Annotated in this window: 9 protein-coding genes; 6 read left to right on the top strand and 3 right to left on the bottom strand. The window is 65.0% G+C overall.

The window, feature by feature from the left end; translation table 11 throughout:
• Positions 1-56: 56 nt before the first annotated feature.
• Positions 57-3,758, top strand: coding sequence for a DUF3971 domain-containing protein (locus J2R78_RS37770; RefSeq protein ID WP_253608784.1), 3,702 nt, complete (start codon positions 57-59; stop codon positions 3,756-3,758).
• 677 nt (positions 3,759-4,435) lie between these two features.
• Here J2R78_RS37770 and J2R78_RS37765 read toward each other — a convergent pair.
• Together J2R78_RS37765 and tyrS are read right to left on the bottom strand one after the other, a co-directional pair.
• Positions 4,436-5,683 carry an MFS transporter gene (locus tag J2R78_RS37765; RefSeq protein ID WP_253608781.1) on the bottom strand — a complete coding sequence of 416 codons (1,248 nt, stop codon included), beginning with the start codon at positions 5,681-5,683 and terminating at the stop codon, positions 4,436-4,438.
• Between the two features lie 56 nt (positions 5,684-5,739).
• Complete coding sequence (tyrS, locus tag J2R78_RS37760) at positions 5,740-6,993, bottom strand: tyrosine--tRNA ligase (RefSeq protein ID WP_253608780.1); 1,254 nt, start codon at positions 6,991-6,993, stop codon at positions 5,740-5,742.
• A gap of 152 nt (positions 6,994-7,145) precedes the next feature.
• Here tyrS and J2R78_RS37755 point away from each other — a divergent pair, with 152 nt between their 5' ends.
• The 3 genes from J2R78_RS37755 to J2R78_RS37745 all read left to right on the top strand — a co-directional run bounded on the left by J2R78_RS37755 (position 7,146) and on the right by J2R78_RS37745 (position 9,342).
• The gene (locus J2R78_RS37755; RefSeq protein WP_253608777.1) at positions 7,146-8,249 is read left to right on the top strand and encodes an anhydro-N-acetylmuramic acid kinase; all 1,104 of its coding nucleotides are present in this window, start codon (positions 7,146-7,148) and stop codon (positions 8,247-8,249) included.
• An 82-nt stretch (positions 8,250-8,331) separates the two neighbouring features.
• Positions 8,332-9,009: a glutathione S-transferase family protein gene (locus J2R78_RS37750; protein ID WP_253608775.1), complete on the top strand. Its 678-nt coding sequence runs from the start codon at positions 8,332-8,334 to the stop codon at positions 9,007-9,009.
• Positions 9,010-9,012: 3 nt separating this feature from the next.
• Complete coding sequence (locus J2R78_RS37745; RefSeq protein ID WP_028332217.1) at positions 9,013-9,342, top strand: multidrug efflux SMR transporter; 330 nt, start codon at positions 9,013-9,015, stop codon at positions 9,340-9,342.
• A gap of 193 nt (positions 9,343-9,535) precedes the next feature.
• On the opposite strand, the gene J2R78_RS37740 is transcribed toward J2R78_RS37745, so the two are convergent.
• Complete coding sequence (locus tag J2R78_RS37740) at positions 9,536-10,183, bottom strand: alpha/beta hydrolase (protein ID WP_016843213.1); 648 nt, start codon at positions 10,181-10,183, stop codon at positions 9,536-9,538.
• A gap of 459 nt (positions 10,184-10,642) precedes the next feature.
• On the opposite strand from J2R78_RS37740, the gene J2R78_RS37735 reads away from it, so the two are divergent.
• The gene (locus tag J2R78_RS37735; RefSeq protein WP_253610020.1) at positions 10,643-11,800 is read left to right on the top strand and encodes a cysteine desulfurase family protein; all 1,158 of its coding nucleotides are present in this window, start codon (positions 10,643-10,645) and stop codon (positions 11,798-11,800) included.
• 94 nt (positions 11,801-11,894) lie between these two features.
• Complete coding sequence (gene sufB / locus J2R78_RS37730) at positions 11,895-13,391, top strand: Fe-S cluster assembly protein SufB (RefSeq protein WP_038380064.1); 1,497 nt, start codon at positions 11,895-11,897, stop codon at positions 13,389-13,391.
• The last annotated feature ends 13 nt before the right edge of the window (positions 13,392-13,404 follow it).

Below are 13,404 nucleotides of genomic sequence, written 5' to 3'. Positions count from 1 at the left end.
TTGGTCCGCTCTGGGGGCCATCGGCGAGTAACATGATTAGGCGAGGATAGGCGGCGATGCCGGCACAGGAGCGCTCGATACGAATCGACGGGCGCCCCGATGGCGGCGATCAGCTTCGCCGTCAGCACCGAGAGGCAATGGCAAGGAACACGTCGCCGCAGGGTCCAAATCCGCGCGCCGGGACTGACCTCTCGCAATGGGAGGACGACGCTGCGTGGGACGAGCAGGATGAGGCGGCGGGCAACCGTGCGCGGCAGTTGCTGGCGCGTTCCCACACCAACCTGCATCGCTTCACCGATTTCTGCTCCGGCATGCAGCGCTGGCTGAACGGCGAGCGCTGGATCCGTCGCATCGGACTGGTCCTCGTGGTGCTGGTCGCGATGTTCGCGACCTGCTTCGGCGGGCTGTGGTGGCGGCTCGGCGCCGGCCCGATCAATCTCGACATGGCGACGCCGTGGCTCGCCGCGGCGATCGAGGAGAACATCGGCCACGGCAACACGGTCGAGGTCGGCGGAACGCAGATCGAGCGCGCCGGCCGCGTCAGGATCGCGGTGCGCATCCGCGACATCATCGTCCGCGACCGCGACCATGCGGTGGTTGCGAGCGCGCCCAAGGCCGAAGTGCGCCTGTCGGGAACCGCGCTCTTGATGGGCCAGTTGCGGGCGGAGAGCCTCAATCTGGTCGATGCTGAACTGTCGGTGCGCATCACGCCGGACGGCAATGTTACCGTGTCCGCCGGCGACACCGCAAAACCGCTGGCCACCGGCGTTGCCTCCAAGCGGGAGGCGGGGATGCCGCCGACATTCCCGCGTCCGACACCCGCAGCCCCGCCGCCGCCGGTTGCTTCGCCGCCAGCTGCCGCCGAGCCCTCGGCGTCGCCCGATTCGGCCCAGAGCGGGCTGCTCGCCGGTCTCGACTGGCTCGACAGCCTCAGCATGACCGGCCTCGACGGGCAGAACCTCAACGAGATCGGCCTGAAGAACGGCAATCTCGTCGTCGACGATCAGCAGCGCGGCAACAAATGGAGCTTTGAGAACATCAGCCTCAGCCTGCGGCGCCCGAGCGGCGGCGGCGTTGCGCTCAGCTTCGGCGAGGAAGGCGCAAAACCCTGGTCGGTGCGCGTGCTGGTCGGACCGCAGCAGAATGGCGTGCGTTCGGTCGACATCAAGGCCGACAAGGTTTCCACCCGGAACATCCTGCTCGCGCTCCGGACCAAGGATCTGACCTACACCGCCGACCTGCCGCTGTCGGGCGAGATGAAGGGCGAACTCGGCCGCGACGGCCTGCCGACCTACTTCCGCGGCAAGATCAATGTCGGCGCCGGCAACATCATCGACACCGACACGCCCGACTACCCGATGCCGATCGATTCCGCCGAGATGAGCGTGGAATGGGATTCGGGGCGGCGCGTGCTGCTGGCGCCGATCAAGATCATCTCGGGCGCCAACCGCATCACGCTGCTCGGCCATCTCGAGCCGCCGAACGACAACGTCACCGACTGGCAGGCCGGCCTGTCGGGCGGCACCATCGTGCTGGCCGGCGCCGACAAGAACGAACCGCCGTTGATCTTCAATCGCATCAACATCGGCTTCCGGTTCGACACCGACAAGAAGCGCGTGCTGCTGACCCAGGCCGACATCTCCAATGGCGAGATCGGCGTCGCCGGAACCGGCAGCATCGACTATTCCGGCGAGCCGCGGCTGCAGCTCGGATTCGCCGGCACGCCGATGTCGGCCTCGGCCCTGAAACGGATGTGGCCGGTCATCATCGTGCCCGAGGTGCGCGAATGGGTGCTCGAGCGGATCGACCGCGGCACGCTCCAGCGTATCGATGTCGGCGTCAATTCGCCGGTACACAACCTGTCGCGCAAGGGACCGCCGATCCCGGATGACGGCCTCTCGGTCAACATTGTCGCCTCGGGTGTCACGGTGCGTCCGGTGGACCAGATGCCCGCGGTGCATGACGCGGATCTGAAGGCCAGGGTGACCGGCCGCACCGCGACCGTGACCATCAACCAGGGCATTGCCGACACGCCGGCGGGCCGCAAGATCACGCTGTCGGACTTCACCTTCGAGGTGCCGGACATGGCGCCGAAGCCGTCACCGTCGAAGGTCAAGTTCCGGGTCGACTGTCCGGTGCCGGCCGCCGCCGAAATCCTCGCCTCCGACCGGCTCAGCGATCTCTCCGGTCCGCCGATCGATCCCAACGCCAGCAAGGGCAACGTCACCGCGACGATCAATCTCGGCATGCCCGTGAAGGGCGAGCTGACCAAGGCCGATACGCTCTACTCGGTCACCGCCGACATCTCCGGCGTTGCCGTCGACAAGCTGGTGATGAACCAGAAGCTCGAAGCCAACGCGCTGAAGGTGATCGCCAGCAATACCGGCTTCCAGGTCAAGGGCGATGTCAAGATCAACGGGCAGGCGGCCTCGCTCGACTACCGCAAGCCAGCCGAGGGCGATGCCGACGTCAAGTTGCAGGCGACTCTGGACGATGCGAGCCGCGCGCGCCTCGGGCTTGATCTCGGTCCCGCGGTCTCGGGCGCGATCCCGATCAAGCTGAGCGGCAAGATCGGCAGCGGCGACAATCCCACCACCAAGATGGGCGTCGAGGCCGACCTGACCCAGCTCAAGCTCGACAACATCCTGCCGGGTTGGGTCAAGGCGCAGGGCCGGGCCGGCAAGGCGACCTTCAACGTGGTGCCGAAGGGGCAATCGACCAGGTTCGAGGATATCTCGATCGACGGCGCCGGCGTGTCGATCAAGGGGGCGCTCGAGGTCGACCAGAACGGCGATCTCATGAATGCGTACTTCCCGACCTACGCGCCGTCGGAAGGCGACAAGACCTCGCTGCGGGCCGATCGCGGTCCCGACGGCGTGATCAAGGTGACGATGCGCGGCGACGTGTTCGACGGTCGCGGCTTCCTGAAGTCGGCGATCTCCGGCCGCGATAACGATCCCAAGAGCAAGACCAGGACCACCGATTTCGATGTTGATCTGAAACTCGGCGCGGTCGCAGGATTCAACGGCGAAGCGCTGCGCAGCGTCGACGCCAAGGTCTCGCGCCGCAACGGGTTCTTCAAGGCGTTCACGCTGAGCGGCAAGGTCGGCCGCGACACCCCCGTCACGGTCGATATGCGCGGACGCCAGCAGGGCCGCGAGGTGATCTATCTGCAGACCAGCGACGCCGGTGCGTTCCTGCGCTTCATCGACACTTATTCGAAGGTGGTCGGCGGCCAGCTTACGCTCGCGATGGAGCCGCCGATCCCCGAGCCGAGCCCCAGGGAGGGGCTCATCAATATCACCGGATTCTCGGTGAAGGGCGAAACCCAACTCGATCGCGCCGTTGCCGGCGGGCCGGTCAGCACCCAGAACGGCATCGGGTTCGACGCGCTGCGCGCCGAATTCACGCGCCAGAGCGGCCAGCTTTCGATCCGCAATGGTGTGGTCAAAGGACCGACCATCGGCGCGACCATCGAAGGCAGCATCGACTATATCGGAAACCAGGTGCGGATGAACGGCACCTTCATTCCGATGTACGGGTTGAACAACATGTTCGGCCAGATCCCGTTCTTCGGGATTTTCCTCGGCGCCGGCAGCAATGAAGGCCTGATCGGCGTGACCTACGAAGTGGTGGGCACGCCGAGCGCGCCGGTGCTGCGCGTCAATCCGATCTCCGCGCTGGCGCCCGGCCTGACGCGCAAGATCTTCGAGTTCAAGCAGTACGGCCCGAACGATCTGCCGACGACGAACAACTAGAACGCTCGCTCGTCGACGCCTGCTTTCAAGGTCGGTTGAGATCGCGCGCTGACGCGCGGCGGCGGGTTCCTGTCCGCATTCATCCGAGGCTGCGACCAAGTCCGAGCGGCCCGCCGTCCGGATGACGTTCGCGCAGGAACCTTGCCCTGTCTGGGATGTTGGAGAGCAATTCAACAAACTCAGGAGGAACTCTCATGAGAGCCCTGTTATTGGCTGGTGTACTGGCGGTCGCCGGTTTCGCTATGGCCACGCCGATCTCCATTGCACCCGCGTCAGCTCAGGTTGCCGTTGATACTCCGCTCGGCGGCGTGAGAGTGGGCCCGGAGCCCCGTTACTACCGAGACTACGATCGACCCGCTTATCGCGCCTACGGGTATGATCGCGGATATCGCGGATGCCGCACCGTCACGATCGAGCGTGACGACGGATCGGTCCGGAGAGTTCGTCGCTGCGGCTAGCAGTACCGGACCAGAGGATCGACTTCCGGGTCTTAAAAGACCGTTCGAGCCGGTTCTCGCAATCAAGGAATTGGAGCCATCGACTAGGGCCGCTGCTGTTGGCGGCCTGTTTCATTTCGCGAATGCCGCCTATCGGCCCAAGGTGTTGGGTCCAAGGCCGGCATGCGTTCATGTCGGATTCCACATCGCCTCCGCAGGGGCAAGCGGACGCGTCCGAACTCACCGTCGCAGCGCCGGCACCACCAGGAACGGGATCAGGCCGAGCACCACATTGACCAGCGCGAAGGCGATCAACGGATTGTAGCTGTGGGTCCAGTCGTGGATCAGGCCGCCGCCCCATGAGCCAAGGCCGGAGCCGAGGCCGCTGCCGATCATGATCGTCCCGTAGATCGTGCCGACCCGCTCGCCGCGGAAGATCTTCAGCGCGGTCGCGGTGATCAGCGGGCCGCGCGAGCCGATCATGCTTCCGAAGCAGATGATGAAGCCGGTCAGCAGCCAGTAGTTCGGATACCACTGCAACAGCCAGAGCAGAATGATGCCGAGGATCGAGACGCCGTAGCTGAACAAGACCGAGGGCCGGCGGCCGATGATGCCGTCGAGGGTGGACACGCCCAGCATGCCGACGAACAGCGCGACGCCGGAGAAGCCCCAGGCGGTTGCCGCCTGCAGCGGCGGGAAGCCGACATCGATCAGATAGGCGACGATCTGCGCGGTCAGCGCATACATCGCGATCGCGGTGAAGAAGAAGGTGGAGAACAGCGCCCAGAAGGCGTGGTGGCGCATCGCGCTGAGCAGTGTCCAGCCGTCGTCGGCCAAGCTGCTTTCCGCCTTCCGGACGATATGCGGCGATCCGCCGGCGAGCAGCTGCCACGGCAGAAAGACCAGCGGAACAAGCAGGCAAAGCGCGCCGATGCCGAACACCTGATAGGCCTCGCGCCAGCCGATCCGGTCGATCAGAACCTGCGACAGCGGCAACAGCAGCAACAGGCCGGCGCCGGTCGCCGAATACATCACGGCCATCGCGGTCGGCAGGCGTGGTCCGAACCAGCGGCCGAGCAGGATCGAATTCGACACGTTGCCGATCAGCGCGGTGCCGAAACCGACGCAGAGGCCGACGCTGAGCTGGAATTGCCAGAGCGCTTGCGCGCGCGAGGCGACGAGGAAGGCGCAACCGAGCAGCGACAGGCCGAGCGCATAGACCACGCGCGGACCCGAGCGGTCGAACAGGCGTCCGACCAGTGGCGCGGTCAGGCCGCTGGCGAGCCAGGTCAGCGAGTAGACCGACACCACAGAGGCGCGGTCCCAGCCGAAATTTTCCGAGATCGGTTTCAGGAAAACGGTGAAGCTGTCGCTAAGGCCGCGCCCAAGCACCGACAGCACGAAGCAGAGCGCGAGCACGTTCAGCGCGACGCGGGACTGCTTCGCCGGCGTTGCAAGCGTGTCGTTCGGAGGCGTGGTCTGGTCCATCGGAAAGATGGGAGCGCGCTTTCCGCGCTCCCGACAACCGACAAATGCGAATGCGCCTATGCAGGCTTCAGCAGGACGTGGCGCTTCTTGCCGAGCGACAGTTTCACCACGCCTTCCGGCGTGAGATTGGCCGAAGTCAGCAGCATCTTCTCATCGGTCACGGCTGCATCGTTGACGCGCAGGCCGCCGCCCTTGATCTGCCGGCGCGCTTCGCCGTTGGAAGCGACGAGCTCGGCCTTGACGAAGGCGACCAGCACGCCGACGCCGGCTTCAAATTCGCCGCGCGGAATTTCCACCGTCGGCAAGGTTTCGGCCAGCGCACCTTCCTCGAAGGTGCGGCGCGCGGTCTCGGCGGCTTCGTTCGCTGCATCGCGGCCATGGAGCAGGGCGGTCGCCTCGGTCGCCAGCACCTTCTTGGCCTCGTTGATCTCGCCGCCGGCCAGCGCCGCAAGCTTGCTGATCTCGCTCATCGGCAGGATGGTGAACAGCTTGAGGAACTTGACGACGTCGGCGTCCTCGACATTGCGCCAGTACTGCCAGAAATCGTAGGGCGAGAACTGGTCGGCGTTGAGCCACACCGCGCCCTTGGCGGTCTTGCCCATCTTGTCGCCGGAGGCGGTGGTGAGCAGCGGCGTGGTCAGCGCGAACAGTTGCGGCGTGCCCATGCGGCGGCCGAGATCGACGCCGTTGACGATATTGCCCCACTGGTCGGAGCCGCCCATCTGCAGCCGGCAGCCGGCGCGGCGCGACAGCTCGACGAAGTCGTAGGCCTGGCAGACCATGTAGTTGAACTCGATGAAGCTCATCTCCTGCTCGCGCTCGAGCCGGAGCCGCACCGAGTCCATGGTCAGCATGCGGTTGACCGAGAAGTGCCGGCCGATGTCGCGCAGCATCTCGATCCAGTTCAATTTGGTCAGCCACTCGGCATTGTCGAGCATGATGGCGTCGGAAGGCCCGTTGCCATAGCGCAGCACCTTGGCGAACACGCCGCGGATCGAGGCCTTGTTGGCTTCGATCTCCGCAACCGTGCGCATTGCGCGCGTCTCGTCCTTGCCGGAGGGGTCGCCGACCATCGTGGTGCCGCCGCCCATCAGCGTGATCGGCTTGTTGCCGCTCTGCTGCAGCCAGTACAGCATCATCATGGTGAGGAAGTTGCCGATGTGCAGCGACGGCGCGGTGCAGTCATAGCCGACATAGGCGGTCGCCTGGCCCTTCGCGGCAAGCGCGTCGAGGCCCTCGAAATCGGAGCACTGGTGGACGAAGCCGCGTTCCTGTAAAGTGTTCAGGAAATCCGATTTAAATGCAGTCATTTGTCGGCGAGCCAGATCATTCTTGTTTTACGGTTTTTGCATCTATTTGCGGAACCTTGATGCTTGAGGCTGCCGCAGGCGGACGCGCAGTGGCATTATAGGATGTACTTGTTTGAGACAAGCCGGGGGTTCCCGGCTGGGGCGCTTCCAGCATGATGTTAACGGCACTCGGTCTGATGAGCGGTACCTCGCTCGACGGGGTCGACGTGGCATTGATCGAGACCGACGGCCGCCAGATCAAGGCCTTCGGCCCCTCGGGCTATCGGCCTTATACCGAAGGCGAGCGCAGCCTGCTGCGCCAGGCGCTGACGGAGGCGGTCCATCTGTCGCGGCGCGACGCCCGGCCGGGGATTTTGCGGCAGGCCGAGCAGGCCGTCACCACGGCCCATGCCGAGGCGGTCGCCAGCTTCACGACACAGCACCGGATCTCGGCCCAGGACATCGACATCGTCGGGTTCCATGGCCAGACCGTGCTGCATCGCCCTGAGCGCAGGCTGACGGTGCAGATCGGCGATGCCCTGGCGCTCGCCAAGGTGATCCACATTCCGGTGATGCACGATTTCCGCGCCGCCGACGTCGAGGCCGGCGGGCAGGGCGCGCCGTTCGTGCCGGTCTACCACCGCGCGCTGGTGCAATCGCTGAACCGCGAGGGGCCGATCGTCGTGGTCAATATCGGCGGCGTCTCCAACATCACCTATATCGACGGCACGGACACGCTGATCGCCTGCGACACCGGGCCGGGCAATGCGCTGCTGGATGACTTCATGTTCCGTCAGATGCACCAGCCGTTCGACACCGCCGGCAAGTTCGCCGCGCTGGGCAGGCCCGACGAGGCCTGGATCGCACAGGCTCTGAAGCTGCCGTTCTTTGCGCTGCTGCCGCCGAAATCGCTCGACCGCAACGACTTCGCCAGCCTCAAGCTCGGCGCCGTGGCGCCGGCCGATGGCGCCGCGACGCTGACCGCCTTCACTGCCGCGGCCATCGCCCGCGTCGTGCCGCTGCTGCCGAAACGGCCGAAAAGCTGGATCATCTGCGGCGGCGGCGCCTCCAACCTCACGATGCTGCGGATGCTGCGCGAGCGCCTGGCGCCGGCGACCGTCGAGCCGGCCGAGGCGCTCGGCTGGGCGGCGGACGCGATCGAGGCGCAGGCGTTCGGCTTCCTTGCCGCGCGCGGCATGAAGGGCCTGCCGCTGAGCTACCCCGCCACCACGGGGGTGCCGATCCCGATGACCGGCGGCATTATCGCGCGACCGTGATTTAGATGCAAATGCATCTACCTTGACAGTTCCATGCTGTTGCATTTAATTCGATGCAGTTGCATTGAACCCGAGGTTCGTCATGGCCGCCCTGAAACTGATCAGCCACAAGCTCTGTCCCTATGTGCAACGCGCGGTGATCGCGCTGCGTGAGAAGGGCGTGCCGTTCGAGCGGATCGACATCGATCTCGCCAGCAAGCCGGACTGGTTTTTGAAGATCTCGCCGCTCGGCAAGGTGCCGGTGCTGGTGGTGACGCGCGACGACGGCAAGGAGGTCGCGCTGTTCGAGAGCAACGTGATCTGCGAGTACATCGAGGAGACGCAAGGCGGCGCGAAGCTGCATCCGCAAGATCCGCTCGCGCGTGCCGAGCATCGCGCCTGGATGGAGTTCGGCTCGGCCATTCTCGGCGATCTCTGGGGGCTCGAGACCGCAACCGATGCCGCTGCATTCGAGAGCAAGCGGCAGGCGGTCGCGGCGAAATTCGCGCGCGTCGAGGCTGCGCTCGGCGCCGGTCCGTTCTTCGCCGACCAGAATTTCAGTCTGGTGGATGCGGTGTTCGCGCCGATCTTCCGCTATTTCGATCTGTTCGACCAGCTGACCGATCTCGCTGTGTTCACGCACACGCCAAAACTTCGCGCCTGGCGCAGCGCGCTGGCACAGCGGCCGAGCGTACGCAGTGCGGTGTCGCCTGACTATCCGGCGCTGCTGCATGCGTTCCTGGTCGGCCACCGCGCGCATATGCTGAAGCTTGCCGCGTAAGCCATGTCTCATTCGGTTGCCTGGATCGCGCTCGTCGTCGCCGGCCTGCTGGACGTCGGCTGGGCGATTTCGATGAAATATGCCGAAGGCTATACGCGGCTCGGCTGGACGCTGGTCTCGCTGCTGCTGCTCGCCGCGTTCGTGTTCCTGCTCGGACGCGCGCTACAGGTGCTCGGCGTCGGCGTCGCCTACACGGTGTGGACCGGCATCGGCGCGGCCGGCACGCTGGCCATGGGCGTGCTGCTGTTCAACGAGGCCTTGAACCCGATGAAGGTCGCGGGGATTGCGCTGGTGCTGGTCGGGATTGCGGCGCTGAAGCTGGCGCCGGAATGAAAGTAGGGACCGTAGCCCGGATGAGCGCAGCGATATCCGGGTTCTTGTCGGCCGCGCCCCGCATGTCGCTTCGCTCATGCGGGCTACGTGGAATCCGTAGCCCGGATGGAGCGAAGCGCAATCCGGGGCAGGTCCAACCACGGAGTCCGTGATCCCGGATTTCGCTTCGCTCCATCCGGGCTACAAGATCGCGTCAGCGCACGTTGGCGAGACGCATGTCGAGATAGCCGGTCACCGTCTCCATCAGCGGCTCGAGCTTGCCGTCGAAGAAGTGGTTGGCGCCGGGGATGACCTGCTGGTCGATCACGATGCCCTTTTGCGTCTTCAGCTTCTCGACGAGCGTGTTGACGTCCTTGGGCGGCACCACGGCATCCTTGTCGCCGTGCACGATCAGGCCCGACGACGGGCAGGGCGCGAGGAACGAGAAGTCGTAGAGATTGGCGGGCGGCGCGATCGAGATGAATCCCTCGACCTCCGGCCGGCGCATCAGAAGCTGCATGCCGATCCAAGCGCCGAACGAGAAGCCCGCAACCCAGCAGGCGCGCGCCTCCGGATTGATCGCCTGCGCCCAGTCCAGCGCACTGGCGGCATCGGACAATTCGCCGGTGCCGTGATCGAACGAGCCCTGGCTGCGACCGACGCCACGGAAGTTGAAGCGCAGCACCGAGAAGCCGCGATGCGCGAACGCGTAGTAGCACTGATAGACGATCTGGTGGTTCATCGTGCCGTGGAACTGCGGATGCGGATGCAGGATCATCGCAATCGGCGCGTTCTTCTGCTTGGCCGGGTGGTAGCGGCCCTCGAGGCGGCCAGCAGGGCCGGTGAAAATGACTTCAGGCATTGTGTTCCCTTGATTGCCGCGTTCCCTTGATTGACGTCGATCAATCAACCGGTTGGAGCCATCTTCAGCGACGGTTCGCGAACAGAGCAGCTCGTGATGAAATCGGCGCAGGCACCGCCGCGCGGCACGCTGGAGGCCTTCTAGCATGACGCAAGGGGCAAAAATCAAGGAAATTGTGCCGCTTGGCGGTCGCGAATCCGCGTGCGAACGCGCGCGCAGCCAGTGCGTCGGCGGCGATCCGGATCGACACGCCGGATCGCCTCGAAGGCTACCTGAAGTTTCAGTCTGTCATAATGCTATCGCGCTCAGGGGATCGCGAACGCCGTGTCTCGCGGCAGCAAGGCTCCCGCCGCGCGTGAAAAATCTCCCGTGCCGGTGACATCTGATCTGGTCTCGGTCGTCAACTGTCGTTATCTCGCAGTGAAGGCCGCAACCACGGTGGTTGCCGCGGATAGCTCCATGGCCGATCGCGTCTATCTCGACTGGAATGCCACCACGCCGCTTCGCCAGGAGGCGAAGGCGGCGATGGCTGCGGCGTGGGAATTGATCGGCAACCCGTCCTCGGTGCACAGCGAGGGACGGCGGGCGCGACGGCTGCTTGAGGATGCCCGCAATGCCGTGGCGAAGGCGGTCGGCGGCCGGCCGCAGGACGTGGTGTTTCTCTCCGGCGGGACCGAAGCCAATGCGCTCGCACTGACGCCGGGATTGCGCCGCGCTGCGGGCGCGCCGGTGCAGCGGCTCCTGGTGTCGGCGATCGAGCACGCGTCCGTGCTCGCGGGCGGTCGGTTTGCGACGGAGGCGACCTCCGCAATCCATGTCACGCGGGCCGGTGTGATCGATCTCAACCATCTGCGCGCACTGCTGGCCGATGGTCCGCCGGCTCTGGTCTCGGTGATGCTGGCGAACAACGAGACCGGTGCCATTCAGCCGGTGGCTGACGTCGCCGAAATCGTCCATGCGGCCGGCGGGCTGCTGCATGTCGATGCGATCCAGGCGTTCGGCAAGATCCCGTTCGATCTGGCCTCGACGCAGGCCGACCTGGTGACGCTGTCGGCGCACAAGATCGGCGGACCGAAGGGCGCAGGCGCGCTGGTGCTCGCCGAGGGCGTCGAGGGCCTTGAGGCGTTTCTGCGCGGCGGCGGGCAGGAGCTCGGGCGGCGGGCAGGGACCGAGAATATCGCCGGCATCGCCGGGTTCGGTGCGGCCGCCAAGGCCGCGATGGCGGCGCTGAAGGCCGATGCAGCCCGCGTCAGGGGACTGCGCGACCGGCTCGAGCACGGGCTGCGGCAGACGCCGGACGTGCTGGTGTTCTCCGATGACGTCAAGCGGTTGCCGAATACCGTCTTGTTCACGGCACCCGGAATGAAGGCCGAGACGGCGGTCATCGGGTTCGACCTTGGGGAAATCGCGGTCTCGTCCGGTTCCGCCTGCTCCTCGGGCAAGGTCCAGCCGTCCCACGTGCTGGAGGCAATGGGGTACCGTTCGGAGGTGTCCCAAGGAGCGGTGCGACTTAGTCTTGGCTGGTCTACCACGGAGACAGACGTGGATTTGACCCTCAAGGCTTGGCGAAAGCTCGCCGATACCTTAGTTAAGGGGGGACGACGAAACACAGCTTGAACTGTTCTAAGCGGATTTCGTCATCAAAGCATCGTAAGAGATTTTCGGAACTTGAGATCCACCGCGGTCCTTGAAACCGCGAGCGGAGGATTGAATGCCTGCTGTACAAGAGACGGTCGAGCGCGTCCGGCGCATCGACGTCGACCAGTATCGATATGGGTTTGAGACGCTGATCGAGTCCGACAAGGCCCCGAAGGGGCTGTCGGAAGACACCGTCCGCTTCATCTCCGCAAAGAAGAACGAACCGGCCTGGATGCTGGAATGGCGCCTGGAGGCGTATCGCCGCTGGCTGACCATGACCGAGCCGACCTGGGCGCGCGTCGACTATCCGAAGATCGACTACCAGGACATCTACTACTACGCGGCGCCGAAGCCGAAGAAAACGCTGTCCTCGATCGACGAGATCGATCCGGAAATCCTCAAGACCTACGAGAAGCTCGGTATCCCCTTGCGCGAGGTCGCGATCCTCGAGGGCGTCGAGCCGCCGCCCGGTGGCGAGCAGACGCCGAACCGCAAGATCGCGGTCGACGCCGTGTTCGATTCGGTTTCTGTTGCGACCACCTTCCAGAAGGAGCTGAAGGCGGCCGGCGTGATCTTCATGCCGATCTCGGAGGCGATCCGCGAGCATCCCGAGCTGGTGCAGAAATATCTCGGCACCGTGGTGCCGACCTCGGACAACTACTTCGCGACATTGAATTCGGCTGTGTTCTCCGACGGCTCGTTCGTCTACGTGCCGCCGGGCGTGCGCTGCCCGATGGAGCTGTCGACCTATTTCCGCATCAACGAGCGCAACACCGGCCAGTTCGAGCGCACGCTGATCATCGCCGACAAGGGCTCCTACGTCTCCTATCTCGAGGGCTGCACCGCGCCGCAGCGCGACGAGAACCAGCTGCACGCCGCCGTGGTCGAGCTCGTCACGCTCGACGATGCCGAGATCAAGTATTCGACGGTGCAGAACTGGTATCCGGGCAATTCGGAAGGCAAGGGCGGCATCTACAATTTCGTCACCAAGCGTGGCGACTGCCGTGGTCGCAATTCGAAGATCTCCTGGACCCAGGTCGAGACCGGTTCGGCGATCACCTGGAAATATCCGAGCTGCATCCTGCGCGGCGACAATTCGAGCGGCGAGTTCTACTCGATCGCGATCTCGAACGGCTTCCAGCAGGTCGACAGCGGCACCAAGATGATCCATCTCGGCAAGAACACGTCGAGCCGGATCATCTCCAAGGGCATCGCCGCCGGCAAGTCGCAGAACACCTATCGCGGCCTGGTCAGCGCGCACCGCAAGGCCACCGGCGCGCGCAACTACACCGCCTGCGACTCGCTTCTGATCGGCGACAAATGCGGCGCGCACACCGTGCCCTATGTCGAGGCCAAGAATTCCTCGGCGACGTTCGAGCATGAAGCGACGACGTCGAAGATTTCCGAGGACGTGCTGTTCTACTGCATCCAGCGCGGGCTCTCGCAGGAAGAAGCCGTCGGCCTCGTCGTCAACGGCTTCGTGAAGGACGTGCTGCAGCAACTGCCGATGGAGTTCGCGGTGGAAGCGCAGAAGCTGATCTCGATCAGCCTTGAAGGTTCGGTTGGCTAATCCATCCCGCCAA

This window comes from Bradyrhizobium sp. USDA 4538, assembly GCF_024171045.1.
GTDB classification, from domain to species: Bacteria; Pseudomonadota; Alphaproteobacteria; order Rhizobiales; family Xanthobacteraceae; genus Bradyrhizobium; species Bradyrhizobium australafricanum.
The sequence above is the reverse complement of the archived record's forward strand: the minus strand, read 5'-3'. Positions and strand labels throughout refer to the sequence as shown.